Annotated in this window: 27 protein-coding genes; 6 read left to right on the top strand and 21 right to left on the bottom strand. The window is 73.9% G+C overall.

Annotation, left to right across the window (positions count from 1 at the left end; translation table 11 throughout):
* Positions 1-8 precede the first annotated feature (8 nt).
* On the top strand, positions 9-1,004 hold the full coding sequence (locus H2O74_RS02930; protein ID WP_182113051.1) for an EamA family transporter: 996 nt from the start codon (positions 9-11) through the stop codon (positions 1,002-1,004).
* Here H2O74_RS02930 and ispF read toward each other — a convergent pair.
* From ispF to H2O74_RS02915, 3 genes are read right to left on the bottom strand one after another with little or no spacing between them, the layout of a single operon-like run.
* Entirely contained in the window at positions 885-1,373 is a 489-nt protein-coding gene (ispF, locus tag H2O74_RS02925) for a 2-C-methyl-D-erythritol 2,4-cyclodiphosphate synthase (protein ID WP_182113050.1), read from the bottom strand. The genes H2O74_RS02930 and ispF overlap by 120 nt on opposite strands.
* Positions 1,370-2,107: a 2-C-methyl-D-erythritol 4-phosphate cytidylyltransferase gene (ispD, locus tag H2O74_RS02920; protein WP_182113049.1), complete on the bottom strand. Its 738-nt coding sequence runs from the start codon at positions 2,105-2,107 to the stop codon at positions 1,370-1,372. The genes ispF and ispD overlap by 4 nt, the downstream gene beginning before the upstream one ends.
* Positions 2,108-2,120: 13 nt before the next feature.
* Positions 2,121-2,603 carry a CarD family transcriptional regulator gene (locus H2O74_RS02915; RefSeq protein ID WP_182113048.1) on the bottom strand — a complete coding sequence of 161 codons (483 nt, stop codon included), beginning with the start codon at positions 2,601-2,603 and terminating at the stop codon, positions 2,121-2,123.
* A gap of 190 nt (positions 2,604-2,793) precedes the next feature.
* Between H2O74_RS02915 and H2O74_RS02910 the strand changes: the two genes are divergently transcribed.
* Complete coding sequence (locus H2O74_RS02910; protein ID WP_182113047.1) at positions 2,794-3,276, top strand: hypothetical protein; 483 nt, start codon at positions 2,794-2,796, stop codon at positions 3,274-3,276.
* A 25-nt stretch (positions 3,277-3,301) separates the two neighbouring features.
* On the opposite strand, the gene pstB is transcribed toward H2O74_RS02910, so the two are convergent.
* The 6 genes from pstB to H2O74_RS02880 all read right to left on the bottom strand — a co-directional run bounded on the left by pstB (position 3,302) and on the right by H2O74_RS02880 (position 9,256).
* Positions 3,302-4,081 carry a phosphate ABC transporter ATP-binding protein PstB gene (gene pstB, locus H2O74_RS02905; protein WP_182113046.1) on the bottom strand — a complete coding sequence of 260 codons (780 nt, stop codon included), beginning with the start codon at positions 4,079-4,081 and terminating at the stop codon, positions 3,302-3,304.
* A gap of 17 nt (positions 4,082-4,098) precedes the next feature.
* Positions 4,099-5,058: a phosphate ABC transporter permease PstA gene (pstA, locus tag H2O74_RS02900; protein ID WP_182113045.1), complete on the bottom strand. Its 960-nt coding sequence runs from the start codon at positions 5,056-5,058 to the stop codon at positions 4,099-4,101.
* Positions 5,058-6,113, bottom strand: a complete 1,056-nt coding sequence (pstC, locus tag H2O74_RS02895; protein WP_370525806.1) for a phosphate ABC transporter permease subunit PstC — start codon at positions 6,111-6,113, stop codon at positions 5,058-5,060. The genes pstA and pstC overlap by 1 nt, the downstream gene beginning before the upstream one ends.
* Before the next feature lie 19 nt (positions 6,114-6,132).
* Positions 6,133-7,245, bottom strand: a complete 1,113-nt coding sequence (locus tag H2O74_RS02890; RefSeq protein WP_220458012.1) for a phosphate ABC transporter substrate-binding protein PstS — start codon at positions 7,243-7,245, stop codon at positions 6,133-6,135.
* Between the two features lie 161 nt (positions 7,246-7,406).
* The gene (locus tag H2O74_RS02885; RefSeq protein WP_182113044.1) at positions 7,407-8,093 is read right to left on the bottom strand and encodes a response regulator transcription factor; all 687 of its coding nucleotides are present in this window, start codon (positions 8,091-8,093) and stop codon (positions 7,407-7,409) included.
* Positions 8,090-9,256: a cell wall metabolism sensor histidine kinase WalK gene (locus H2O74_RS02880; protein ID WP_182113043.1), complete on the bottom strand. Its 1,167-nt coding sequence runs from the start codon at positions 9,254-9,256 to the stop codon at positions 8,090-8,092. Before H2O74_RS02880 ends, H2O74_RS02885 begins: the two co-directional genes overlap by 4 nt.
* 189 nt (positions 9,257-9,445) lie before the next feature.
* Between H2O74_RS02880 and phoU the strand changes: the two genes are divergently transcribed.
* Positions 9,446-10,102: a phosphate signaling complex protein PhoU gene (phoU, locus tag H2O74_RS02875; RefSeq protein WP_182113042.1), complete on the top strand. Its 657-nt coding sequence runs from the start codon at positions 9,446-9,448 to the stop codon at positions 10,100-10,102.
* Positions 10,103-10,171: 69 nt separating this feature from the next.
* Here the strand turns inward: phoU and H2O74_RS02870 are convergent, their stop codons facing one another.
* From H2O74_RS02870 to H2O74_RS02840, 7 genes are all read right to left on the bottom strand, one after another.
* Positions 10,172-10,912 carry a phosphoglyceromutase gene (locus tag H2O74_RS02870; RefSeq protein WP_182113041.1) on the bottom strand — a complete coding sequence of 247 codons (741 nt, stop codon included), beginning with the start codon at positions 10,910-10,912 and terminating at the stop codon, positions 10,172-10,174.
* A gap of 81 nt (positions 10,913-10,993) precedes the next feature.
* Positions 10,994-12,247, bottom strand: coding sequence for a D-inositol-3-phosphate glycosyltransferase (gene mshA, locus H2O74_RS02865; protein ID WP_182113040.1), 1,254 nt, complete (start codon positions 12,245-12,247; stop codon positions 10,994-10,996).
* Positions 12,248-12,290: 43 nt separating this feature from the next.
* Positions 12,291-13,385 carry a beta-propeller fold lactonase family protein gene (locus H2O74_RS02860; protein WP_182113039.1) on the bottom strand — a complete coding sequence of 365 codons (1,095 nt, stop codon included), beginning with the start codon at positions 13,383-13,385 and terminating at the stop codon, positions 12,291-12,293.
* A 19-nt stretch (positions 13,386-13,404) separates the two neighbouring features.
* Complete coding sequence (gene mmsB / locus H2O74_RS02855) at positions 13,405-14,577, bottom strand: multiple monosaccharide ABC transporter permease (RefSeq protein ID WP_182113038.1); 1,173 nt, start codon at positions 14,575-14,577, stop codon at positions 13,405-13,407.
* Entirely contained in the window at positions 14,574-16,121 is a 1,548-nt protein-coding gene (gene mmsA, locus H2O74_RS02850; protein ID WP_182113037.1) for a multiple monosaccharide ABC transporter ATP-binding protein, read from the bottom strand. Before mmsA ends, mmsB begins: the two co-directional genes overlap by 4 nt.
* A 96-nt stretch (positions 16,122-16,217) precedes the next feature.
* Positions 16,218-17,357, bottom strand: coding sequence for a multiple monosaccharide ABC transporter substrate-binding protein (gene chvE / locus H2O74_RS02845; protein WP_182113036.1), 1,140 nt, complete (start codon positions 17,355-17,357; stop codon positions 16,218-16,220).
* A 254-nt stretch (positions 17,358-17,611) separates the two neighbouring features.
* Complete coding sequence (locus H2O74_RS02840) at positions 17,612-18,889, bottom strand: ROK family transcriptional regulator (RefSeq protein WP_182113035.1); 1,278 nt, start codon at positions 18,887-18,889, stop codon at positions 17,612-17,614.
* Positions 18,890-18,979: 90 nt separating this feature from the next.
* Between H2O74_RS02840 and xylA the strand changes: the two genes are divergently transcribed.
* Together xylA and xylB are read left to right on the top strand one after the other, a co-directional pair.
* Positions 18,980-20,167 (top strand): xylose isomerase, encoded by a 1,188-nt coding sequence (gene xylA / locus H2O74_RS02835; RefSeq protein WP_182113034.1) that lies wholly within the window; start codon positions 18,980-18,982, stop codon positions 20,165-20,167.
* A gap of 94 nt (positions 20,168-20,261) precedes the next feature.
* Complete coding sequence (gene xylB, locus H2O74_RS02830; RefSeq protein WP_182113033.1) at positions 20,262-21,731, top strand: xylulokinase; 1,470 nt, start codon at positions 20,262-20,264, stop codon at positions 21,729-21,731.
* Positions 21,732-21,891: 160 nt separating this feature from the next.
* On the opposite strand, the gene H2O74_RS02825 is transcribed toward xylB, so the two are convergent.
* The 4 genes from H2O74_RS02825 to nadC all read right to left on the bottom strand — a co-directional run bounded on the left by H2O74_RS02825 (position 21,892) and on the right by nadC (position 24,991).
* Positions 21,892-22,227 carry an Lsr2 family protein gene (locus H2O74_RS02825; protein ID WP_182113032.1) on the bottom strand — a complete coding sequence of 112 codons (336 nt, stop codon included), beginning with the start codon at positions 22,225-22,227 and terminating at the stop codon, positions 21,892-21,894.
* Positions 22,228-22,321: 94 nt separating this feature from the next.
* Entirely contained in the window at positions 22,322-22,495 is a 174-nt protein-coding gene (locus H2O74_RS02820) for a hypothetical protein (RefSeq protein ID WP_182113031.1), read from the bottom strand.
* A 41-nt stretch (positions 22,496-22,536) separates the two neighbouring features.
* Positions 22,537-24,075 carry a lysine--tRNA ligase gene (lysS, locus tag H2O74_RS02815; protein ID WP_182113030.1) on the bottom strand — a complete coding sequence of 513 codons (1,539 nt, stop codon included), beginning with the start codon at positions 24,073-24,075 and terminating at the stop codon, positions 22,537-22,539.
* Positions 24,059-24,991, bottom strand: coding sequence for a carboxylating nicotinate-nucleotide diphosphorylase (gene nadC, locus H2O74_RS02810; RefSeq protein ID WP_182113029.1), 933 nt, complete (start codon positions 24,989-24,991; stop codon positions 24,059-24,061). Before nadC ends, lysS begins: the two co-directional genes overlap by 17 nt.
* Positions 24,992-25,054: 63 nt before the next feature.
* Here nadC and H2O74_RS02805 point away from each other — a divergent pair, with 63 nt between their 5' ends.
* Positions 25,055-25,363, top strand: coding sequence for a rhodanese-like domain-containing protein (locus H2O74_RS02805; protein WP_182113028.1), 309 nt, complete (start codon positions 25,055-25,057; stop codon positions 25,361-25,363).
* 36 nt (positions 25,364-25,399) lie between these two features.
* Here H2O74_RS02805 and H2O74_RS02800 read toward each other — a convergent pair whose 3' ends face one another.
* Positions 25,400-26,101: a DUF5701 family protein gene (locus tag H2O74_RS02800; RefSeq protein WP_182113027.1), complete on the bottom strand. Its 702-nt coding sequence runs from the start codon at positions 26,099-26,101 to the stop codon at positions 25,400-25,402.

Below are 26,101 nucleotides of genomic sequence, written 5' to 3'. Positions count from 1 at the left end.
CTCGGGGCATGAGCTCACGGGACCGCCTCCTCGCCCTGGTGGTCGCGGTCCTGTGGGGCGCCAACTTCCTGGCGATCCACGCGTCGCTCGAGCACTTCCCGCCGTTCTTCCTCGCGGCGCTGCGGTTCGCCCTCATCGCGGTGCCCACGGTCCTCCTGGTCCCCCGCCCTGCGGTCCGGCTGCGCTGGCTCGTGGGCTACGGCGTCGGCTTCGGCATCCTGCAGTTCGGCTTCCTCTTCCTCGCCCTGACGACGGGCATGCCGACCGGGCTGAGCTCCCTCGTGCTGCAGTCCTCCGCGCCCTTCACCGTGCTGCTCGCCGCCTGGTGGCTGCGCGAGCGGCTCACGGGCCGGCAGGTCGCGGGCGTCGTGCTCGCCGTGGCCGGGCTCGCCGGCATCGCCGTGCACCGCGGACTGCTCGGGGGCCACGCGGCGGCGGTCCCCGTGCTGCTCACCGTCGCGGGCGGACTCGGCTGGGCCCTGGGCAACCTGGCCTCGCGCCAGGCCCGGCCGCAGAGCCCGATGCGGTTGATGGCGTGGATGTCGGTCGTACCGCCGCTCCCGCTGCTGGCCCTCTCCCTGGCGCTCGAGGGCCCGGAGGCGATCGGCGCGTCCCTCACCACGCTCGACGCACCGGCCGCGGCGCCGGCGCTCCTCGGCCTGGCGTACAGCGTGCTCGTCGCGACGGTGGTCGGCTCGGGGATCTGGACGACGCTCCTCGCACGCAACCCGTCGAGCAGCGTGGCCCCGTTCTCGATGCTCGTCCCCGTCGTCGGGATCGCGCTCGCCGCGCTCGTGCTCGGGGAGCGCGCCGAGCCGGTCGAGCTCTGCCTCGGGGTCCTGGTGGTCGTCGGCGTGCTGCTCGGCAGCCTGCGGCGAGGCCCCTCAGCGGCGCGCGACGACGAGCGCGGTGGCGAGCGCGGCGAGGCCCTCGCCGCGCCCCGTGAGGCCGAGCCCGTCGGTGGTGGTCGCCGAGACGTGGACGTCCGCGCCGACGGCGGCTGACAGCGCGGCCTCGGCCTCGGCGCGACGCGGGCCCAGGCGCGGCCGGTTGCCGATGACCTGGACGGCGACGTTGCCGACCTCGAAGCCCGCCTCCCGGACGAGGCGCGCGGCCTCCGCCAGCAGGGACGCGCCGGACGCGCCCGCCCACCGCGGGGCGGACGTGCCGAAGGTGGAGCCGAGGTCGCCCAGGCCCGCGGCCGCGAGCAGCGCGTCCGCCGCGGCGTGCGCCGCGACGTCGGCGTCGGAGTGGCCGGCGAGCCCGCGCTCGCCCGGCCAGTGCAGGCCGGCGACCCAGAGCTCGCGCTCCTCGCCCGGCGGCGCGAAGGCGTGGACGTCGACGCCGATCCCCGTGCGGGGCAGGCCCGTCACCGCGCGACCTCGGCATGGGCGAGGAGCCGCTCGGCGGTCTCGAGGTCCGCGGTGGTGGTCACCTTGAGCCCGCGCGGGTCCCCCACGACGACGTGGACGTCGAGCCCCATCGACTCGACCAGACCGGCGTCGTCGGTCGCCGCGGTCGCCTCGTCGGACGCCCGGTGCGCGCCGACGGCGTGCGCTCGGCGGAGCACGGCGTAGGTGAAGCCCTGGGGCGTCTGCACCGCCCGCAGGGTGCTGCGCTCGGGGGTCCCGACCACGCGGCCGTGCTGGTCGACCGCCTTGACCGTGTCGGCCACGGGCAGGCCGGGGACCACGGCGCCGTGGCGCCGCGCCCCCTCGACCACGCGGCGGATGGTGGCGTGGCCGACGAGCGGGCGGGCGGCGTCGTGCACGAGCACGACGTCCTCGGCGTCCAGCCCGGCCTCGGCGAGCGCCGCGAGCCCGGCCGCGACGGACGCCTGACGGCTCGGCCCGCCGCGGACCACCTCGAGCGACGCCGCCCGGCCGCGGGCGCCCGGGACGCCGGCGTCGGCCAGCGCGCGTGCGACGTCGTCGACGGCACCCGGCGGCGCGGTCACCACGAGCCGGTCCAGCGGGAGCGCGCCGAGGAGCGCGCGGGCCGCGTGGACCACGAGCGGGACGCCCCCTAGGGGCACCAGGGCCTTGGGTCGGTCGCTGCCGAGGCGGGTGCCGCTCCCGGCAGCCGTGAGGATCGCGACCGTGCGCACGGGTCCGTGCGCCTCAGGAGGCGAGGACCTCGTCGAGGATGGCCTCGGCCTTCTCCTCCTCGGTGTGCTCCGCGAGCGCGAGCTCCGAGACGAGGATCTGACGGGCCTTGGCCAGCATGCGCTTCTCGCCGGCGGACAGGCCGCGGTCGGCGTCGCGGCGCGAGAGGTCGCGGACCACCTCGGCGACCTTGATGACGTCACCCGAGGCGAGCTTCTCGAGGTTGGCCTTGTAACGGCGCGACCAGTTGGTCGGCTCCTCGGTGTACGGCGCCCGCAGGACGTCGAACACGCGCTCGAGGCCCTCCTGGCCGACGACGTCGCGGACACCGACCAGGTCGACGTTCTCCGCCGGCACCTCGATCGTGAGGTCGCCCTGGGCGACCTTGAGCTTGAGGTAGAGCTTGGCCTCACCGCGGATGGTGCGGGTCTTGATCTCCTCGATCAGTGCGGCCCCGTGGTGCGGATAGACAACAGTCTCGCCTACGGTGAAGGTCATGTGGAGGGGTCCCCTTTCGCGGAACCCCACCTTACCATGGCTTTCGCCTGCCCGGATGGGCCGCGCGGACCGTTTTCGCAGGTCAGGGGCCGGTAGCGCGGCCGCGCGCCAGCCGGGAGCGCCCCTGACGATAGGCTGGCGGCCCGCACGTGCCGTCGTCACGCCCGCCGTCTTGCCCCAGGAGCCACGAGTGACCAGCCGCCCCCGTCACGCCGTCGTCACGGCCGCCGCCTCGGTCGCCTCCGTGACCCTCGCGCTGACCCTGAGCGCCTGCTCGGCGACCAACCCGATCACGACGCAGGACGACTACGCGGCGTCCGACGGCGTGATGGCGCAGGTCGGCGACCTGCGCGCCGGCAACCTCGTGATCCTGACCACCGGTGACGGCGAGCCCGGCGCCCTCGTGGGCGCGGTGACCAACGACGGCGACGACGCCGAGGTGACGTTCGCGCTCGACGGCGAGGAGATCGCCTCGTTCGAGGTCCGCTCCCGCGAGACCGTCCTGCTGAACCAGGACGGCGAGGAGGTCGAGATCGCCGCGGTCGACGCCGCCCCGGGCACGTTCGCCCGGCTCATGATGGCGTCGGACGTCAGCGGCAGCACGACGGTCAACGTGCCCGTCCTGGACGGCACGCTGCCCGAGTACGCGGACCACGTCCCCGACGCCGAGTAGCCCGCTCCCCGCTGACCGACCGGCGTCAGCCGAAGCGACCCGAGATGTAGTCCTCCGTCGCCTGCTGCGCCGGCGTGGAGAACATCGTGCTGGTGTCGTCCATCTCGACGAGCCGGCCCGGCTTGCCCGTGCCCTCGATCGTGAAGAAGGCCGTCCGGTCGCTCACGCGGGCGGCCTGCTGCATGTTGTGGGTCACGATCACGATCGTGTAGTCGTCCTTGAGCTCGGCCATGAGGTCCTCGATCGCGAGCGTCGAGATCGGGTCGAGCGCCGAGCACGGCTCGTCCATGAGCAGCACCTGCGGCTTCACCGCGATGGCGCGGGCGATGCAGAGCCGCTGCTGCTGGCCGCCGGAGAGCGAGGAGCCGGGGCGCCCGAGCCGGTCCTTGACCTCGTTCCACAGGTTCGCGCCCCGCAGCGACGACTCGACCAGGTCGGTCGCGTCGCCCTTGGAGATCCTCCGGTTGTTCAGGCGCACCCCGGCCAGCACGTTCTCGGCGATCGACATCGTCGGGAACGGGTTGGGCCGCTGGAAGACCATGCCGACCTGGCGGCGCACCGCGACGGGGTCGACGTCACGCCCGTACAGGTCGACGTCGTCCATGAGGACGCTGCCCTCGACGCGCGCCCCCGGCAGCACCTCGTGCATGCGGTTGAGCGTGCGCAGGAACGTCGACTTCCCGCACCCCGACGGACCGATCAGGGCGGTGATCGAGCGGGGTTCGATGGTCATCGTGACGCCCTCGACCGCCTTGAAGCTGCCGTAGTAGACGTCGAGGTCCTTGATGTCGATGCGCTGTGCCACGAGGGCGTCCTTCCGGGTCAGCGGGCGGCCCGCGGCGCGAAGTACCGCGCGACGAGGCGGGCCAGCAGGTTGATGGCCATGACGATGAGGATGAGGGTGAGCGCGGCGGCCCAGGCCCGGTCGATGTTGACCGTGGCGATGCAGTCGGTCGCGCCCTCGGCGCACGGCACCAGGCCCTGCGCGTACTGGCGGAAGACGTACACCGGCAGCGTCATCATCCGGCCCTCGAAGACGTTGGCGTTGATGGAGTCGATGACGCCGACGGTGACCAGGAGCGGCGCCGTCTCGCCGATGACGCGCGCGACGGCGAGCATGACGCCCGTGACGAGCCCGCCGGCCGCGGTCCGCAGGACGACCTTGACGATCGTGAGCCACTGGGGGACGCCGAGGGCGTAGGACGCCTCGCGCAGCTCGTGGGGCACGAGCCGCAGCATCTCCTCCGACGAGCGCACGACCACCGGGATCATGAGCACCGAGAGCGCGACCGAGCCGACCAGGCCGAAGCGCACGCCCGGCCCGAAGATCACCGCGAAGAGCGCGTACGCGAACAGGCCGGCGACGATCGACGGGATGCCCGTCATCACGTCGACGAAGAAGGTCACGGCGCGGGCGAGCGGCCCGCGCCCGTACTCGACGAGGTAGACCGCGGTCATGATGCCGATCGGCACCGAGATGAGCGCTGCCACGCCGGTGATCAGGACCGTGCCGAGGATCGCGTGGTAGATGCCGCCCGCGTCCATGCCGCCGTGGACGCCGCGCATCGAGACCGACAGGAAGTACGGCGAGAGGCGCCCGATCCCGTTGCTCACCACCGTCCACGCGAGGGACAGCAGCGGGACCAGCGCGATCGCGAACGCGAGCCCGACCACCACGGTCATCGTGCGGTCGGTCAGGCGACGGCGCGGGTCCGCGGTGGTGAGCAGCTGACGCGTGGTCGGGGTGCCGGCGGCGGTGGGCGTCGGCGTGGTGGTGGCCATCAGTTCGCTCCGGAGAAGTCCTTGCGCCGGGAGACGACCCAGCGCGCGGCCATGTTGACGACCAGGGTGATGACGAACAGCGCCAGGCCCGTGGCGATGAGCGCGCTGACGCCCAGCGGGTTGGCCTCGGGGAACTGGTTCGCGATGTTCGCCGCGATGGTCTGGTGCTGCCCCGCCTGCAGGAGGTGCAGCGAGTACGTGAACCCGGGCGAGAGGATCATGAGCACGGCCATCGTCTCGCCGAGGGCGCGCCCGAGCCCGAGCATCGCGGCGCTGATGATCCCGGAGCGACCGAACGGCAGGACCGCCATCCGGATCATCTCCCAGCGGGTCGCACCCATCGCCAGCGCCGCCTCCTCGTGCAGGCGGGGCGTCTGGAGGAAGACCTCGCGGGACACGGCCGTGATGATGGGAAGGATCATGACGGCGAGCACGACGCCCACGGTCATGAGCGTGCGCGGCGGGTTGCTCGCGGGCCCGGTGAACAGCGGGATGAAGCCGAGCGTGCTCGCGAGCCAGTCCCAGACGGGGTGCAGGCGCGGCGCGAGCCACACGATGCCCCACAGGCCGTAGACGACGGACGGGACCGCGGCGAGCAGGTCCACGACGTACCCGAGGCCCGCCGCGAGGCGCCGCGGCGCGTAGTGCGACGTGAAGAGCGCGATGCCCACCGCGAGCGGCACCGCGATGACCAGCGCCACGACGGCCGCCAGCACGGTGCCGAAGAGCAGGGGCCCGACGAAGCCGAGGAGCGAGGTGTCCTGCGGGAACCACTGGATGCCCTCGCTCAGCTCCTGCGGGCTGGCCGTCAGCGCGGGCCAGGCGCGGAGCACGAGGAAGCCGGCGACCGCGGCCAGCACCACGAGGATCGTCGCGCCGGCGCCGGTCGCCGCCCGGGCGAACAGCCGCCCGGCGAGGTCCCGGTGGCGCCGCCGCTCGAGGGTGGACGGCGCACGGGCCGGCCGACCGGCCGGCCCGTGCGCGCCGGCCGACGCCGGCGCGGGCGACGGCGTCGCCCGGTCCGGCGCGGCCAGCCGTGGGGTGCTGCTGCTCACCGTGTGCTCCGGGCGCTCGTCACGCGATGGACTCGAGGACGGCCTCGACGTCGGTGCGCAGCGAGTCGGAGATGGGCGCGGCACCGGCCGACTCGGCCGCGGCCTGCTGGCCCTCCTCGCTCGCGACGTACGACAGGAAGGCCTGCACCAGCTCGCCCTCGGCGGCGTCCTCGTACTGCGTGCACGCGACCGAGTACGAGATCAGCACGAGCGGGTAGGCGCCGTCGGCCATCGTGGTGCGGTCGAGCTCGACCACGAGGCTCGCGTCCCCTCGCCCCTCGACGCGCGGCGACGCGTCGACGACGGCGGCGGCCGCCTCGGGCGAGTACGGCACGTAGGACTCCCCGACCTTGACCGCGACCGTGCCGAGCGAGCCGGCCTTCGACGCGTCGGCGTAGCCGATCGTGCCCTCGCCGTCCGTGACCGTCTGGACCACGCCGGACGTGCCCTGGGCCGACTGGCCGCCGGAGACCGGCCAGTCACCGCTGGCCTCGTACGGCCAGGCCTGCGGCGCCGTCGCGGCGAGGTACTCGGTGAAGTTCTCGGTCGTGCCGGACTCGTCGGAGCGGTTGACCGGCGTGATCGGCAGCGCGGGGAGCGCGACCCCCGGGTTCTCCGCGGCGATCTCGGGCGCGTCCCAGGAGGTGATCTTCTGGTCGAAGATCCCCGCGATCGTGGCCGCCGACATGTTGAGCTGGTCGACGCCCTCGAGGTTGAAGATCACGGCGATCGGGGAGATGTACAGGGGCAGCTCGGCGGCCTCGCCGCTGACGCAGCGCTCCGCGACCTGGGCGAGCTCGTCGTCGTCGAGCGCGGCGTCGGAGCCCGCGAAGAGCGTGCCGCCCTCGAGGAACTGCGTGCGGCCCCCGCCCGACCCGACCGGGTCGTAGGCCACGGACACGTCGGGGTTGGCGCTCTGGAAGCCGGCGATCCACGCCTGCATCGCGGACTCCTGGGAGCTGGCCCCGGCGCCCTCGAGCTGGCCGCTCAGGGTCGAGACCTCCTGCACGTCGGTCGAGCCCGAGGCGGTGGCGCCCGGGACCGCGTCGTCGGAGCCGCAGGCGGCCAGGCTCAGGCAGAGCGCGCCGACGGCGACGACGGTCGTCCCGCGGCCGAGTCGATCGATTGTCACGGTGTTCCGTCCTGTCGTTCCGCGCACGGGGCGGTCTGCACCCGGCGCCTGCGACGCTAGGCAGCCCGGGTGACCGGGGAGCCGGGCGTCGGTGAACGCCGGGTGAACAGGACGGGACGGTTCGGTCGCTCGCGCCCAGCGGGCGGCGCGAGCGGGGCAGATCAGTCGTCGGCGAGCTTGTACCCGAGGCCGCGCACCGTCTGCAGCCGCACGGGGTGCGCCGGGTCGGGCTCGATCTTGGCCCGGATGCGCTTGACGTGGACGTCGAGCGTCTTGGTGTCCCCCACGTAGTCCGAGCCCCACACGCGGTCGATGAGCTGCCCACGCGTGAGCACGCGGCCCGCGTTGCGCATGAGGTACTCCAGGAGCTCGAACTCCTTGAGCGGGAACGCGGTGGGCGTCCCGGCGACCTCCACCGTGTGGCGCTCCGGGTCGAGGCGCACGGGGCCCGCCTCGAGCACGCCGTCGTCGCCCGCGTCCGGGGCCTCGGTGCGCCGGCGCAGGACGGCGCGGATGCGAGCGAGGAGCTCGCGCGACGAGTACGGCTTCGTGACGTAGTCGTCGGCCCCGATCTCCAGGCCCACGACCTTGTCGATCTCGCTGTCCTTGGCCGTGAGCATGATGACCGGCACCGTGCTCGTCTGGCGCAGGCGCCGGCACACCTCGACGCCGCCCAGGCCCGGCAGCATGAGGTCGAGCAGCACGAGGTCCGCTCCCCCGCGGGCGAACTCCTCGAGCGCCGCCGGCCCGGTCGCGGCCTCCGAGACCTCGAAGCCCTCCTTGCGCAGCAGGTAGGACAGCGGGTCGCGGTAGGACTCCTCGTCCTCCACCACGAGGATGCGCGTCATGGGCCCTCTCCTTCGGTCGGTGCGCTCGGCGAGGCCAGCGGCAGGCGGATGGTGAACGTGGAGCCCTGACCGGGCTCCGACCACACCGTGACGTCGCCGCCGTGGTCGGCCGCGATGTGCTTGACGATGCTCAGCCCGAGCCCCGTGCCGCCCGTGTCCCGCGAGCGCGCCTCGTCGACGCGGTAGAAGCGCTCGAACAGGCGCTCCTGCTGGTCGGCGGGGATGCCGATGCCCTGGTCGACGACGGCGATCTCGACAGTGCCCGCGTCGCGGCGCACGGTCGTGCCCACCGCGATCCGCGTCCCGGGGTCCGAGTAGGAGATCGCGTTGTCGAGCAGGTTCCGCACCGCGGTCACCAGCAGGTCGTGGTCGCCCCAGACGCCGGCACCGCCGTCGCCGCCGCGCTCGAGCGTCATGCCCTTGGCGGTGGCGCCCGTCCGGGCACGGTCCACGGCCTCCGCCACGACGTCGTCGAGCCGGACGAGGGACGCCTCGCCCAGCGGGTCGGCGACCTGGAGCCGGGACAGCTCGATGATCTCCTGCACGAGGTGGGACAGGCGCGTCGCCTCCGTCTGGATCCGGGCCGCGAACCGCCGGACCGCCTCCGGGTCGTCGGCCGCCTGCTCGACCGTCTCGGCGAGCAGCGACAGCGCCCCGACGGGCGTCTTGAGCTCGTGCGAGACGTTGACGACGAAGTCGCGCCGGACGGCCTCGACGCGGTGGGCCTCCGTGCGGTCCTCGGCCAGCACGAGGACGTGCTTGCTGCCCAGCGGCGCGACGCGCAGCTGCAGGTGGACGGTCCCGCGCCCGAAGGGCCCGCGGGCGAGCTCGAGCTCGGCGTCCCGGATCTCGCCGTCGCGCGCCACCGCGTCCACCAGGCCGCGGACGACCTCGTGGGCCAGCCGGTCGCTGCGGACCACGCCGAGCGCGTGGGCGGCGGCGCTCGCGCGGACCACCTCGCCGTCGCGCCCGACGACCACGGCCGCCGAGCGCAGCACCGCCAGGACCGCCGTCACGCCCTCCTCGAGCGGCGCGAGCGACGACGGCGGCTCCGCCGGGACGCGCCGCTGCTCGCGCTCGCTGACCCGGAACGCGAAGGCCGCGGCGAGCCCGACCGCGAGGCCGAGCAGGCCCGCGGCCAGCGCGGCCGTCCCCTCGATCATGCGCCCACCTTAGGCTCGGGCCGCCGCGTCCCCCGGCCGGGTCACCGAGCGGCCCGCGCGCGTCCGGCAAGTGTTCACCTCGGGGTGGCGGGGCGTTCACCTCGCGGTGGCACGGTGCCGGGGAGGCACTCGAGCCGACCCTGCACCCCCGGGCGGCCGGGCGCGACCACACGACACGCGAGGACGGGCATGCGCGACACCTTTACGGCCGAGCTGGCGGCGCTGGGCGAGGACCTCACGGCGATGAGCCGGCTCGTCGAGTCCGCGATCGCCTCCGCGGGGACCGCCCTGCTGCGGGCGGACCTGCCGCTCGCCGAGGCCGTGATCGCCGACGACCACACGATCGACGCCATCGAGCGGGACCTCGACGAGCGCTGCGTCCTGCTCATCGCGCAGCAGCAGCCGGTGGCGCGGGACCTGCGCGTCGTCGTCTCCGCGCTGCGCATGAGCGCGTCGCTCGAGCGCATGGGCGACCTCGCGCGCCACGTCGCCGAGGTGGCGCGCCTGCGCTACCCCGCGACCGCCGTCCCCGCCTCGCTCACGCCCACCTTCACGCAGATGCACCAGGCGGCCGTCACCGTGTCCCAGCGCGTCACCGAGGTGCTCGCCTCGTGGGACCTCGAGGTCGCGGCGGAGATCGAGGCCGCCGACGACACGCTCGACCGCCTCCACGCGGAGACGTTCGGCGCGACCCTGGGCGGCAAGCGCGAGCTGACCCCGCAGGAGACCGTCGACGTGACCCTGTGCGCGCGCTACTTCGAGCGCTTCGGCGACCACGGCGTGGCCGTCGCGCGGCGCGTCGTGTACCTCGTCACGGGCGACTTCGCCGACGAGCGCGGCGCCTGACGCGCACCCTGCACCCGCCGGCTCGCGCACGCAGGGGGCGCGCACGGGCCGGCGGGGCCGACGGGTGGGTCAGCGACCCTGGTTCGCGACCGCCTGGATGGCGGCGGCGGCAGCCTCGGGGTCGAGGTACTGGCCGCCGCGCGTGACGGGCTTGAGGGTCTCCTCGTCCAGCTCGTACCGCAGCGGGATGCCCGTCGGGATGTTGATGCCGGCGATGGTCGCGTCGTCGATGTCGTCGAGGTACTTCACGATCGCGCGGATGGAGTTGCCGTGCGCGGCGATGAGCACCGTCTTGTTCTCGCGCAGGTCCGGGACGATCGCGCTCTCCCAGTAGGGCAGCGCGCGCTCGAGCACGTCCTTGAGGCACTCGGTGCGCACGACCGGCTCGCCCGCGTAGCGCGGGTCGGCGTCCTGCGAGTACTGCGAGCCGAGCTCGATCTCGGGCGGCGGGACGTCGTACGAGCGGCGCCACAGCATGAACTGCTCCTCGCCGAACTCGGCGAGCGTCTGCTTCTTGTCCTTGCCCTGGAGCGCGCCGTAGTGCCGCTCGTTGAGGCGCCAGCTGCGCCGGACCGGGATCCAGTGGCGGTCGGCGGCGTCGAGCGCCAGGTTCGCGGTCGTGATCGCGCGGCGCAGCAGCGAGGTGTGCACCACGTCGGGGAGCACGCCGGCGTCGGTCAGGAGGGTGCCGCCGCGCGTGGCCTCAGCGACGCCCTTCTCGGAGAGGGGGACGTCGACCCAGCCGGTGAACAGGTTCTTGGCGTTCCACTCGCTCTCGCCGTGGCGGAGCAGGACAAGGGTGTAGGTCATGCGCCCATCCTGCCGCACCGCCGCCGGACGCACCCCGGGACGTCCGTCCACCAGACCGTCCAGCACACCGCGTCCCGGGCTCTACCTGCGGCGCGACGCCGCCAGGTCGTACACCTTGAGCATCGCGGCCGCGGCGGAGTCCCAGCCCAGGCCGCGCGCGTGGCGCACCGCCCCCGCGCCGAGCGCCGCCCGGCGCGCCGGGTCCGCGAGCAGGTCCCCGAGCGCGCGGGCCCACGTCGCGGGGTCGTGGCCGCGCACCAGCACGCCCGTGACGCCGTCGACGACGACGGTGCGCAGCCCTCCCACGGCCGCAGCGACCACGGGGGTGCCGCAGGCCTGCGCCTCGGCGGCGACCAGGCCGAACGACTCGCTGCGCGAGGGCATCGCGACGACGTCGGCCGCGCGGTACCAGCGCGCGAGCTCGTCGCGCGCGACGGGCGGGCGCAGCACCACGCGGTCCGCGACGCCGAGGCGGGCGGCCAGCTCGCGCAGGTCGTGGACCGCGCGCCGCGCGCCGCTCGCGCCGCCCAGCACCACGAGCAGGGGCACGGGCAGGCCGCGCTCGCGCAGCTGCGCGAGGGCACCGACGAGGACATCGGGGGCCTTGAGCGGCTGGACCCGACCGGCGAACAGCACCACCTGCTCGCCGGTGGGCAGCCCGACCTCGCGGCGCGAGCGCGTGCGCGGGTCCTCACCGGCGCGCTCGTCGGGGCCGAAGAGCGCGAGGTCCACGCCCGGCGCGACGACGTGGACGACGTCGGGGTCCGCACCGTAGAGCTCGACCAGGTCGCCGGCCTCCTCGGCGGTGCTCGCGACCAGCGCGTCCGCGGCGGCCACGACCTGCTCCTCGCCGATGACGCGACCGGCCGGCTCCGGCACGTCCCCGGGCGCGAGCGCGGCGTTCTTGACCTTGGCGAGCGTGTGCATCGTGTGGACCAGGGGCACGTCCCAGCGGTCGGCGGCCAGCCAGCCGACGTGGCCCGAGAGCCAGTAGTGCGAGTGGACGACGTCGTACCACCCGGCCGCGCGCGCGGCCTCGGTGCGCAGCACGCCCGCGGTGAAGGCGCACAGCTGCCCGGGCAGGTCGGCCTTGTCCAGGCCCTCGAAGGGACCCGCGGGGACGTGGCGGACCAGGACGCCCTCGTCGAGGGGCACCGCGTCCGGCTGGGACGAGGCCGTGGCGCGCGTGAAGATCTCGACCTGTGCGCCGCGGCGTGCGAGCGCACGGGCGAGGTCGGTGACGTAGACGTTCATCCCGCCCGCGTCACCCGTCCCCGGCTGGTCGAGCGGCGAGGTGTGGACCGACAGCATCGCGACGCGCGGATCCGACCTCATGGGTCAATGATCCCGCGTCCGCGCGGTGCTCGCGTCCCGGCGCTCAGCCCGGCAGCACGCAGGCGGGGTGGGGGACGTCGACGGACCCGGCGACCGGGCCCGGCGCGGCCCCGTCCCACGCCAGCGCGGTCACCCGGGCGGAGCCCTGCGCGGCCACCACGGCCCACCCGTCGACGAGCGCGAAGTGACGCGGCCACGCGCCGCCCACGGCCACGTCGCCCAGGTGCTCGAGCAGGCCGTCCGGGCCCACGGCGAAGGTCGCGAGCACGTCCGCGCCGCGCACGCTGACGACGACCCGGTCGCCGTCGACCACGACGTGGGCGGGGTACAGGGCGTCGCCGGTCACCGGCGGGCTCGCGCACGCCGGGACCGCCTGCAGCTCCCGCGCGGCGCCGGACGCGGCGTCCCAGGCCAGGACGTGCACCGTGGCGCTCAGCTCCCCCGCGACGTAGAGCCGGCACGGCCCGTCCGCCGACGCCACCACGGCCACGTGCCGCGGTCCGGTCCCGGGGGCGAAGCGGTGGGCGACGCCGTCCTCGACGAGCGAGCCGTCGTCGCGCACGCGGAAGCGCCGGAGCTCGTCGGTGCCGAGGTCCGCCACGAGCAGGCGGCCGCCGGGGACGAGCACGGCGGAGTGGGCGTGCGGCCCCTCCTGCCGGTCGGCGCGCGGCCCCGAGCCCCGGTGCGGAAAGCTCTGGGCGGGGAGGCCGCCGGCGACCACCTCGGCGGTGAAACCGCCGTCGGCCGCGAGCGGCACGACGACGAGGTCGCCGGTCGCGTAGTTCGTCGCGTAGAGCGCGCGGCCCTGCGGGTCGACCAGGAGGTGGCACGGCCACCCGCCGCCGCTGCCGATGCGGTGGCGCTCGGTGAGCGCCCCGTCGGGACCGACCGCGAACGCGGTGAGCGACCCGTCGGCCTGCTCGGCGGCTGCGTAGAGCGTGCGGCCGTCGGGCGCGAGCGCGAGGAACGCCGGGGTGGGGGTCGCGGCGGCGAGACGGGCCTCGAGCGCCCCGGTGCCGGGGTCGAGCCGGGCGTGCCAGATGCCCTCGCCCGTGCCCGCGCGGCCACCGGGACCGTCGGCGGGGTAGCCGCCGAGCCAGAGCCGGGAGGGGTCGGGGACGAGGGCTGGTGCGCTCACGGCGCGAGCCTAGCGACGGTCAGCGTCCACCCGCCCGGCGCTTGTTCAGGAGGTCGAACGCCACGGCCAGGAGCAGGACCAACCCCTTGATGGCCTGCTGCCACGCCGCGTCGACGCTCATGATCGACAGGCCCATGTTGAGGACACCCATGATCAGCGCGCCGACGATCGCGCCGGAGACGCGCCCGATGCCGCCGGTGACGGCGGCGCCGCCGATGAAGCACGCCGCGATCGCGTCGAGCTCGTAGTTGCCGCCCGCGCTCGCGAGTGCGGCGCCGCCGCGCGACGTCGTCACGACGCCCGCGAGCCCGGCGAGCGTGCCGATGTTGACGAAGATCCAGAAGTTGACCTTGCGGGTGTCGATGCCGGACAGGATCGCGGCGTGCAGGTTGCCGCCGATGGCGTACACGTGCCGGCCGAAGACCGTCCGGCTCATGAGGAACGTGTAGACGATGATCAGGAAGCCCACGATGAGCAGCACGATCGGCGTGCCTCCCGTGCTGCCGGCGAGCACCCAGGCCAGCCCGCCGATGACAGCCGAGAAGAGCACGAGCTTGCCGATGAAGGCGCCCCGCGGTTCGACCTGGAGGTCGTACCGGACGAGGTTGGCGCGCGCGCGCACCTGGCTCACGACGAGCGCGGCGATCGCGACGGCGCCCAGGGTCAGCGTGACCACGTCGCGGTTGAGCACGTAGCCGAGCTCGTTCGGCACGTACCCGTTGGCGATCTGCACGAACGGCGCCGGGAACCCGGCCAGCGTCACGCCGATGAGCACGATGGCCAGGCCACGGAAGATGAGCATGCCCGCGAGGGTCACGATGAACGCGGGGATGCCGACGTACGCGACCCAGAACCCCTGCCACGCGCCGACGAGCGCGCCGACCACGAGGCCGATGAGCACCGCGACCCACCACGGCAGGCCGGCCTGGTTCATCGCGAGCGCCACGACGCCGCCGACGAACGCGACCACGGACCCGACCGACAGGTCGATGTGCCCGGCGATGATGACGATCACCATGCCGATCGCGAGGATCATGACGTAGGCGTTCTGCCCCACCAGGCTCGCGACGTTGTTGGGCAGCAGGAGCTTCCCGTCGGTCAGCACCTGGAACAGGAGCACGATCACGATGAGCGCGCCGACGATCCCGTACTGCCGGACGTCCCCGCCCAGGCTGCGCCGCAGGGTGCTCACCGGGCCACCTCCCTCTCCATGGTCATGTAGCGCATGAGCGTCTCCTGGGTGGCGTCCTCGCGGGACACCTCACCGGTGATCCGGCCCTGGCTCAGCGCGTAGATGCGGTCGCACGTGCCCAGCAGCTCGGGCAGCTCCGACGAGATGACGATCACGGCCTTCCCCGCCTCCGCGAGCCGGTTGATGATGGTGTAGATCTCGTACTTCGCCCCGACGTCGATGCCCCGCGTGGGCTCGTCGAGGATCAGGACGTCCGGGTCGGTGAAGATCCACTTGCTCAGGACGACCTTCTGCTGGTTCCCGCCCGACAGGGTGCCGGTGACGACGTCGACCGACGGCGCCTTGATGTTCAGGTCGGTGCGGAAGCGGCCCGCGACGCGGGTCTCGCCGCTCGCGTCCATCACGCCCCAGCGCGAGACCTTGCCCAGCGCGGAGGCGGTGATGTTGCGCTTGATGTCGTCGATGAGGTTCAGGCCGTAGCGCTTGCGGTCCTCGGACACGTAGGCGATGCCCGCCCGGATCGCGTCGCCGACCTTGGCGAGGTGCAGCTCGCGGCCGTCCTTGACGAGGCGACCCGAGATCCGGCTGCCGTACGACCGCCCGAACACGCTCATCGCGAGCTCGGTGCGCCCCGCCCCCATCAGGCCGGCGATCCCGACGACCTCGCCGCGCCGCACGAACAGGCTCGCGTGGTCGACGACGACGCGCTCCTGCTGGACGGGGTGGTGGACCGTCCAGTCCTCGATGCGCAGCGCCTCCTCGCCGATCGTGGCCGCGCGCTCCGGGAACCGGTGGTCGAGGGAGCGGCCCACCATGCCGCGGATGATGCGCTCCTCGCTCACCGGCTCGTCGCCGTGCATGTCGAGGGTCTCGATCACCCGGCCGTCGCGGATCACCGTCGTGGAGTCCGCGATCGCAGCGATCTCGTTGAGCTTGTGGCTGATCATGATGCAGGTGATGCCGTGCTCCCGCAGGCTCCGGAGCAGGGCGAGCAGGTGGGCGCTGTCCTCGTCGTTGAGCGCGGCCGTCGGCTCGTCGAGGATCAGGAGCCGCACGCGCTTGGAGAGGGCCTTGGCGATCTCGACGAGCTGCTGCTTGCCGACCCCGAGGTCCACGATCTTGGTGTCGGCGTGCTCGTGCAGCCCGACGCGCTCCAGCAGCCTCGCGGCCTCGACGTTCGTCCGCGTCCAGTCGATGACGCCGCGGCTGGCCTGCTCGTTGCCGAGGAAGATGTTCTCGGCGATCGACAGGTACGGGCTCAGCGCGAGCTCCTGGTGGATGATCACGATGCCGCGCTCCTCGCTGTCGCGGATCGTGCGGAACGCGCAGGGCTCGCCCTCGAACAGGATGGCGCCCTCGTAGGAGCCCACGGGGTAGACCCCCGAGAGCACCTTCATGAGCGTGGACTTGCCCGCACCGTTCTCGCCGCAGATGGCGTGGACCTCGCCGCGGCGGACCGTGAGCGAGACGTCCTGCAGCGCGATGACGCCCGGGAACCGCTTCGTGATGTCCCGCATCTCGAGGATCGTCTCGTCGCTCGACATGTCAGCTCGCATCTCTGTCGTGTGGCGTGCGTCGGGGGATGCCGGAGGACGGCCGGTGACGGCCCGCCCGGTACCGACCGGGCGGGCCGTCGCCCGTCAGAGGCCGAGCTGGTCGGCCGTGAAGTAGCCCGAGCCGACGAGGTGCTCCTCGATCGTCTCCGGCACGACGACCTGCGGCGGCAGCAGGAACGTCGGCACGACCTTCACGCCGTTGTCGTAGGTCTCCTCGTCGTTGACCTCGACGTCCTCACCGGCCTGGATCTGGTCGACCATCGTGGCGACCTGCTCGGCGAGCGTGCGGGTGTCCTTCCAGACCGTCATGGCCTGCTTGCCCGCGATCATGTTCTTGACGTTGGCCTCGTCCGCGTCCTGGCCCGTGATGATCGGGTACTCGTCGCCGGGCACGTAGCCCTGGCCCTCGAGCGCCTGCGCGATGCCGAGCGCCAGCGAGTCGTTCGGCGAGAGCACGACGTCGACCTTCTCGCCGCCCGCGTAGAACGAGTTGAGGCGGTTCTCCATCTCGGCCTGCGCGTCGTCCGAGCCCCAGCCGAGGATGCCGATGCTCGTCCACTCCTCGTTGCTCGCGGGCGACTTGCCCGACGGCACCACGAGCTGACCCGACTCGACGTACGGCAGCAGGACGTCCCACGCGCCGCTGAAGAAGAACTTCGCGTTGTTGTCGTCCGGCGAGCCGGCGAAGGGCTCGAGGTTGAACGGCCCGGCGCCGTCGGCGAGGCCGAGCTGCTCCTCGATGAAGGTCCCCTGCTCCTGGCCGACCTGGTAGTTGTCGAAGGTGGCGTAGTAGTCGACGTCCTCGGTGTCGTTGATGAGCCGGTCGTACGCGATGACGGTGATGTCCTTGCTCGCGGCGTCCGCGAGCACCGGCCCCAGGGCCGTGCCGTCGATCGACGCGACGACGAGGACCTCCGCGCCACCGTTGACCATGTTCTGGATCTGGGTGATCTGCTGGTCGACCTTGTTGTCGGCGTACTGCAGGCTCGTCTCGTACCCGGCCTCCTGCAGGAGCGCCTCGAGGTTCGCGCCGTCCTTGTTCCAGCGCTCGAGGCTGCGGGTGGGCATCGCGATGCCGATCATCCCGCCCTCCTCCGCGGCGCCCTCCGTGCCGCCCGTGGGGTCCGTCTCGGGCGTGCGCTCGGTGCTGCACGCGGCGAGCCCGCCGACGAGCAGCGCGGCCCCCGCGAGGGCCGCCACGGCCCTGGTCCTTCGGATCGACATCGTCGTCACCCTTCGTCGGTCGCCCGCGCCGGTGGTCCCGGCGCCCCGCGGGGCGGGCGTCTCGCGCCGGCGGGCATGGATCGCGCCGTCCGTCGGCGGGCCTCGTCGCCCTTTTGTTGTCTCGCTGAACTAACCCCGCGCTTGGCTTAACGTAGTAAACCCAATCGAGTCGGACAAGGCCCGGTTCGTCCCGGTCGGGTCACGATTGGGTCTCGGCGCGCATGCGGAACCCCGGTCCCGTGCACGCGACGTGCTCAGGCCTCGGCGAGGGCCGGTGCCTCGTCGCCGGCCCAGCCGGCCGGGTCGTCCACGAGCGCCTGGAGCACCGCGAGGGCACCGCCCGTCATCGCCGGGAACCGCCCGGCCTGCGCCACGCCGACCTCGACGCTCGACCACTCGGCGGAGATCACGCGGCGCCGCAGCTGCTCGGTCACCGCGTCGGCGACGAACGGCGCCAGCTCGGCGTAGATGCCGCCGAGCACCACGTGGTCCACGTCGACCACGTTGACCACGTTGGCCAGCGCGACCCCGAGCGCCGACCCGGCGACGCGCAGGGCGTCGACCGCGGCCGGCTCGCCGGCCCGGGCCACCGCGACCAGCCGCGCCAGCGGCTCCGACCGGTCGAGGCCGGCGCGCCGCAGGATGGCGTCCTGCCCCGCGTAGCTCTCGAGCGAGCCGCCCTCGTCGAAGCCCCCGGCCGTCCCCAGCACCGTGTGGCCGATCTCGCCGCTCCAGCCGTGGCGCCCGCCGAAGATCTGCCCGTCGAGCACGATCGCGCTACCGACGCCCACCTCGCCGGAGACGTAGACAAAGCTCGACGGGCCCGTGAGGCGCCGGGCGCGCGCCTCCGCGCCCGCGGCGAGGTTCGCCTCGTTGGCCAGCCGGGGCGGCAGGCCCGCGAGCACGGGGTGCTGCGTGAGGAGCCCGACGACGTCGACGTCGCGCCACCCGAGGTTGGGCGCGGTGCGCAGGGGGCCGGTGACGTCGTCGACCAGGCCGGGCAGCGCGAGCGCCGCACCCGCGAGCGCGACGCCGGCGGCCGAGAGCCGGGCGACGACGCCACCGGTAAGGCCCGCCAGGCGGTCCAGCACGACCTGGGGGACGCTCCCCCGGAAGTCGCCCTCCTCGACGTGCTCCGCGACGACGTCGCCGGCCAGGTCGACCGCCCGCACGCCGAGGTAGTCGACGTTGACCTCCATGCCGACCGCGGCGACGGTCCCGCGCGCGGGGACGAGCGGCACGGCCGGTCGGCCCGCGCGCTGCGCGGCCACGGGCTCGAGCTCGGCGACGAGGTCGAGGGCGAGCAGCCGGTCGACCAGGGCCGAGACCGTCGCGCGGGTCAGGCCCGTGGCCCCGGCGATGTCCGCGCGCGAGACCGGCGCGGGCGCGTCCAGGACGTGGCGCAACGCCACCCCGAGGTTGTGCTGGCGCAGGCTGTGCTGGCGGGCCACCGCGTGGCGACCGGCGCGCGCACGCAACGCCGGCGCGCCGGCACGCGGGCCGGCTCCTGGGGGCCCTGCCCGCTCCGTCATGCCTTGACCCTACCGAGGATCCGGGGATATGTTCATCCGGACAACAAATCGGGGCCCCGCCCCGCCCCGCTCTCATCGAGGAGACGCCAGATGGTCCGCAAGCCCACGCCCGAGGACAGGTTCTCGTTCGGTCTGTGGACCGTCGGATGGGCCGCCCGCGACCAGTTCGGCGACGCCACGCGCCCCGACCTCGACCCGGTCGAGTCGGTCCACCGCCTGGCGGAGCTCGGCGCGTCGTTCGTGACCTTCCACGACGACGACGTCGTGCCGTTCGGCTCGGACGACGCCGACCGCACCCGCATCCTCGACCGCTTCCGCGGCGCGCTGGACGAGACCGGCATCAAGGTCGAGATGGTCACGACCAACACGTTCTCGCACCCGATCTTCAAGGACGGCGCGTTCACGTCGAACGACCGCCGCGTGCGCCGCTTCGCGCTGCGCAAGATCCTGCGCAACGTCGACCTCGCCGCCGAGCTCGGCGCCGACACCTTCGTCATGTGGGGCGGGCGCGAGGGCGCCGAGTACGACGCCGCCAAGGACCTCTTCGCCGCGCACCAGCGCTACGCCGAGGGCATCGACACCGTCGCGGGCTACATCAAGGACAAGGGCTACGGCCTGCGCATCGCGCTGGAGCCGAAGCCGAACGAGCCGCGCGGCGACATCCTCCTGCCCACGATCGGGCACGCGCTCGGCCTCATCTCGACGCTCGACAACGGCGACATCGTCGGCCTGAACCCCGAGGTCGGGCACGAGCAGATGGCGGGCCTGAACTTCACCACGGGCATCGCGCAGGCGCTGTGGCAGGGCAAGCTCTTCCACATCGACCTCAACGGCCAGCGCTCGATCAAGTACGACCAGGACCTCGTCTTCGGCCACGGCGACCTGTTCTCCGCGTTCGCGACGGTGGACCTGCTCGAGAACGGCTTCCCGAGCGGCGGCCCGCGGTACGAGGGCCCGATCCACTTCGACTACAAGCCCTCGCGCACCGAGAACATGCAGGGCGTCTGGGACTCGGCCGCCGCCAACATGGCGACCTACATCCTGCTCAAGGAGCGTGCGCTGGCCTTCCGCGCCGACCCCGAGGTGCAGGAGGCGCTCGAGGCGTCCGGCGTGTTCGACCTCGCCACGCCCACGCTCGACGAGGGTGAGACGCTCGAGGCGTTCCTCGCGGACCGCTCGGCGTTCGAGGACGTGAACACCGACGAGCTCGGCGAGCGCGGCTACCACTTCGTCCGCCTCAACCAGCTGGCCCTCGAGCACGCGCTCGGCGCCCGCTGACCCACTGATCGACCGGCAGGCCCCGGAGACCCGCACGCGAGGTCTCCGGGGCCTGCCGCATGAACCCCCGCCGCACCAACCCGAGGAGAACGCGATGGCGCTCGTCGCCGGGGTGGACTCGTCCACCCAGTCCTGCAAGGTCGTCATCCGGGACGCGGAGACGGGCGCACTCGTGCGCACGGGCCGCGCCTCCCACCCCGACGGCACCGAGGTCGACCCCCGCCACTGGTGGGACGCCCTGCAGACCGCCCTGGCCGCGGCCGGTGGCCTGGACGACGTCGCCGCGCTGTCCGTCGGCGGGCAGCAGCACGGCATGGTCGCGCTCGACGCGGACGGCGAGGTCGTCCGCGACGCGCTGCTGTGGAACGACACCCGGTCGGCGCAGGCCGCCCTCGACCTCATCGCCGAGCTGGGCGCCTCCCCCGCCGAGGACACGCCCTCGAACGGCGGCGAGCGCGCGTGGGCCGAGGCGATCGGGTCCGTGCCCGTCGCGTCGTTCACCGTGACCAAGCTGCGCTGGCTGCGCGACGCCGAGCCCGAGAACGCGGCCCGCGTCGCCGCCGTCGCGCTCCCCCACGACTGGCTGACCTGGCGCCTGGCGGGCCACGGCCCGGGCACGGGCGGCCTCGACGCGCTGACGACCGACCGCTCCGACGCCTCGGGGACCGGCTACTGGTCGCCCATCACCGACGACTACCGGCGCGACCTGCTGATGCTCGCGCTCGGCCACGACGCCGTGCTGCCGCGCGTCGTCGGTCCGGCCGAGGTGGCGGCCACGGTCGCCCGGGGCGGCGGTGCCCCGCTCCTGCTCGGCCCCGGCGCCGGCGACAACGCGGCGGCGGCCCTCGGCCTGGGGATGGGCCCGGGCGACGTCGCGATCTCGATCGGGACGTCCGGCGTGGTCTCCGCGATCTCGGGCGCGCCCACGGCCGACGCGTCCGGCCTGGTGACCGGCTTCGCCGACGCCACCGGCGCCTTCCTGCCGCTCGCGTGCACCCTCAACGCCTCGCGCGTGCTCGACGCCGCCGCGCGCATGCTCGGCGTGGACCACGCCGGGCTCAGCGCGCTCGCGCTGTCCGCGCCCGCGGGCGCCGACGGCCTCGTGCTCGTGCCCTACCTCGAGGGCGAGCGCACGCCGAACCGTCCCGACGCGACCGGCGCGCTGCACGGCATGCGGCTGGCCAACACCACCCCGGCGCACCTCGCGCGCGCCGCCGTGGAGGGCATGCTGTGCGCGCTCGCCGACGGGCTCGACGCGCTGCGCGCCCAGGGCGTGCCGGTCCAGCGCGTCCAGCTCATCGGCGGCGGCGCGCAGTCGGAGGCCGTGCGCCGCATCGCCCCGGCCGTGCTCGGGCTCGACGTCACCGTGCCGCAGCCGGGCGAGTACGTGGCCGACGGCGCCGCCCGCCAGGCGGCCTGGGTCCTCGCCACCGCGCAGGGCGGCACCGGCGTGCCGGCGCCGGCGTGGGCCGGGGCCCCGAGCGAGGTGCACACGGCCCCCGCGACGCCGCACGTGCGCGAGCAGTACGCCGCCGTCCGCGAGCTCACGGCCCGCCGCCCCTGACCCGCCCACCCCGCCGGGCGACGCCAGTTTTGGCACGGATCCGGGTGCTCCGGCGCCCGGATCCGTGCCAGAACCGGGCCGGGCGCGGTCGGGGGCGGACAGCGCGAAAGGCCCGCCTGCTGGTGCAGGCGGGCCTTTCGCGTGTCAGGGTGCGGGCGCCTCAGCGGGCGTCGTACGCCGCCTTGACCTCGGCCGGGATGCGTCCACGCTCGTTGACCGTGAAGCCGTTGGCCCGGGCCCACTCGCGGATCTCCTGGCTCTGGCCGCTCGCCGCGCGCCCCGAGCCGCCGGACGCCCGCCGGGCGCCGCCGCGGGAACGCCCGCCGACGCGCCGGCCGTGGCCGACCCAGCGTGCGAAGGACTCGCGCAGCTCGGCCGCATTCGCCGCGCTCAGGTCGATCTCGTAGGAGACACCGTCGAGGGCGAAGGACACCGTCTCCTCAGCCGTTCCGCCGTCGAGGTCGTCGACGAGGACGACCTGAACCTTCTGTGCCATCGCCATGTCCTTCTGCCGGAGTTTCCGCGGATGACAAGGAGCGTACCTCCGCGGTGCACAGAAAGACGAAATTGACAACGAGGAATTATGCGCGTTATTGCTCGGGGGAATCCCCGCCGGCCGACTCGCGGGCCTGCGCGTCGAGGCGTGCGATCGCCTGCCGCTCGCGGCGGTCCGCCTGGATGATCGACCGCATCGCGAACCAGAACACCGCGCCGACACCGATCGACGGGACCAGTGCGGCGACGACCTGGAGTGCGGGATCCACACCCCCATGCTACGACGCGGCGGTGACCCCGGGACCCGCGCTCAGGCGAGCGGCTTGACCAACGGGAAGAGGATCGTCTCGCGGATGTTCAGGCCGGTGAGCGCCATGAGCAGGCGGTCGATGCCCATCCCCATGCCACCCGCGGGCGGCATCCCGAACTCCATCGCCTCGAGGAAGTCCTCGTCGAGGCGCATCGCCTCGTCGTCGCCGGCGGCCGCCAGCCGGGCCTGCGCCTCGAAGCGGCGCCGCTGGATGACGGGGTCCACGAGCTCGGAGTAGGCCGTCGCCGTCTCGATCCCGCGGATGTACAGGTCCCACTTCTCCACTACGCCGGGGACGGTGCGATGGTCGCGCGTCAGCGGGCTCGTGTCGACGGGGAAGTCACGGACGAATGTCGGGGCGACAAGATGATCTCCGACGTGGTGCTCCCACAGCTCTTCGACGAGCTTTCCGTGCGTCATCCGGGCGCGGTCGATCTGCAGGTCGAAACGTTCCACAAGTCGCAGAAGATCAACATCCGGCGTTTGCGGAGAAATCTCCTCGCCCAAGGCGTGGGAGAGAGAGCCGTACAGGCTCAGCGCGGTCCACTCGCCGCCCAGGTCGTACTCGGTGCCGTCCGCGAGCGTCACGGTGGTCGTGCCGAGGGCGTCCTGGGCCGCGGTCTGGACGAGGTCGCGCGTCAGCTCCGCCATCGTGTCGTAGTCGCCGTAGGCCTCGTAGGCCTCCAGGGTCGCGAACTCGGGTGAGTGTGTCGCGTCGGCCCCCTCGTTGCGGAAGCTGCGGTTGATCTCGAAGACGCGCTCCACGCCGCCGACGACGGCGCGCTTGAGGAACAGCTCCGGAGCGATCCGCAGCACGAGGTCGAGGTCGAACGCGTTCATGTGCGTGGTGAAGGGGCGTGCGCTCGCGCCGCCCTGGACGACCTGCAGCATGGGCGTCTCGACCTCGAGGTACCCGCGGCGGTGGAAGTTGTCCCGCAGCGAGCGGAGCACGGCCGCGCGCATCCGCACCATGTCGCGCGCCTGCGGCCGGACGATGAGGTCCACGTACCGGCGGCGCACGCGCGCCTCCTCGGACAGGTCCTTGTGGAGCACCGGCAGCGGACGCAGGGCCTTGGCCGCGACGCGCCAGTCGTCGGCGAACACGCTCAGCTCGCCGCGGCGCGAGCTGATGACACGGCCGTGGACGAACAGGTGGTCGCCGAGGTCGACGTCGGACTTGAACCGCGCCAGCGACTCCTCACCGACCACGGCCTGGCTGAGCATCGCCTGGAGCCGGTTGCCCTCGCCGTCCTGCAGGGTGGCGAAGCACAGCTTGCCCGTCGTGCGCAGGTAGACCACCCGCGCGGCCACGCCGACCTCGACGTCGGTCTCCTCGCCGGCCGCCAGGTCGCCGTGCGCCGCGCGCACCTGCGCGATCGTGGCGGTCACGGGCACGCCCACGGGGTAGGCCTCGCCCCCCTCGGCGATGAGCCGCTCGCGCTTCTCGCGGCGCACCTTCAGCTGCTCGGGGAGGTCGTCGAGCACGGGCTCGGCGGCCGCAGGCGCAGGCGCGGGTGTGGGGTCAGCCGGGGAGGTCACCGACCGATCCTACGAGGTCCAGCGCGACGTCGAGGATCGGCGAGGAGTGCGTGAGCCCGCCCACCGACAGGTGGTCGACGCCCGTCGCGGCCACCTCGGCCGCGCGGTCGAGCGTGAGGTTCCCGGTCGCCTCCAGGGCGACGTACCCGGTCTCGGCCTCGCGCGCGCGGACCGCCGCCACGACGTCGGCCAGCACGGGGGTCGGCATGTTGTCGAGCAGCAGGAAGCGCGCACCCGCGTCGAGCGCCTCCATGGCCTGCGCGAGGGTGTCCGCCTCGACCTGGACCTCGACGTCGCCGAAGCGGTCCCGGACCGCCGCCACCGCGGCGGCGATCGACCCGGCGGCGACGACGTGGTTGTCCTTGACCATCGCGACGTCGTAGAGGCCCATGCGCTTGTTGGCGCCGCCGCCCGCGCGCACGGCGTGCTTCTCCAGCGCTCGGAGGCCGGGCGTCGTCTTGCGGGTGTCGAGCACGGTGGCGCCGGTGCCCGCGAGGGCGTCCGCCCACCGGCGCGTGTGCGTCGCGACGCCGGACGCGCGGCTGACGACGTTGAGCAGCGTGCGCTCGGCGACCAGCAGCACCTGCACGGGACCCGTCACGTCCGCGAGGACGTCGCCGGCGCGCACGCGGGCGCCGTCGGCGACGCGCAGCCGCGCGTCCGGCACCGGCAGGCCGAGGCGCTCCGCGACCTGACCCAGCACCTCGTCGACCGCGGCCAGACCGGCGACGACGCCGTCGGCGCGTGCCGCCAGGTGGGCGGTCCCCAGGGCGTCCGCGGGCACGGTGGCCTGGGTCGTGACGTCTCGACCGGGCGCGGGCCCGAGGTCCTCGTCGAGCGCGACGCCCACGAGGGCGGCGAGCCCGGGGACGGTCGGCGTGGGGGCGGCGGGGCCGGGCGTCGGAGGGTGCGGCACGGCAGCACGCTAGCGTCCGGGCGGCGGGTAGCGTCGGGTCCAGGCACCCGACCGGAGGACACCGTGCGCGAGATCGACGTCACCACCCTGCAGCAGGCCCTCGCCGACGACGCCGAGGCGACGGTCGTCGACGTGCGCGAGGTCCACGAGTTCGAGTCCGGTCACGTGCCCGGCGCCGTGAACGTGCCGCTCAGCGAGTTCGTCGAGCGGGCGGGCGAGGTGACGTCGCTCGAGGGCGAGGTCTACGTCATCTGCGAGTCGGGCGGGCGCTCCGGCCAGGTCGCGGCCTGGCTCGGGCAGCAGGGCCACGACGTGGTCAACGTCGCCGGCGGCACCGGCGCGTGGCGGGCGGCGGGTCGGCCCGTCGAGTGAGCCCGGGCGCGTCCCCGGCACGCCGCGCCGCCCACCTCAGGCGGCGACGCGGCTCCCCGCCGACGCCAGGCCCAACCAGGTGTGCGGGTTGCCCTCCCAGCACCAGCCCAGCTTGGGAGCTCCCTGGCTGATCCACAGCGCCGGCACGCGCCGGTCGCCGCAGCGCGAGCCGCCGAGCGAGAAGCACCGGTTCTTCACGAGCACGCCGGGGTGGTGGGTGAGCAACCCCACGCCCTCCTCGATGGTCAGGAGCGTCCGGCCGCGCTGCGCGACCACGTCCATCGCGGTGCTCGGCACGACGCCGCAGAACTCCTCGCCGCGCTCGACGTCGAGCAGGAGGTAGGCCTGCGCGTCGGGCACGACGGTCCCGGGCGGCGGCACGAACGTCCGGAGCGAGCCCGGCTCGAAGGAACGGTCGACGAACCCGGGCCGGCTCCGCCCGGCGAGCGTCGCCCGGCGCATCATGACGTCGACCGGCAGCAGCTCGCGCGAGGCGACGAGCAGGAACGGGACCCGGCCCGACGCGGGGTCGACGCCCTCCCACGGCTGCGCAGCCGCCAGCGGCCGCAGCCGGGCGACCAGCTCGCGCAGGCGCTCGTGCGTCGCGGCGCCGGCCGTCTCCCGGGCCGCGGCCAGCAGCGTCGCCGCCTGGCGGTCGAACTCCGCGCGCGCCGCGGTGGTGGCGGTAGCGGCAGCGGCGTCCGTGGTGGTGGTCGTGCTGGTGCTGCTGCTGTCCAT

The organism is Actinotalea sp. JY-7876, from assembly GCF_014042015.1.
In the GTDB taxonomy this organism is placed as follows: Bacteria; Actinomycetota; Actinomycetes; order Actinomycetales; family Cellulomonadaceae; genus Actinotalea.
This window is presented reverse-complemented; position numbering and strand designations above follow the sequence as displayed.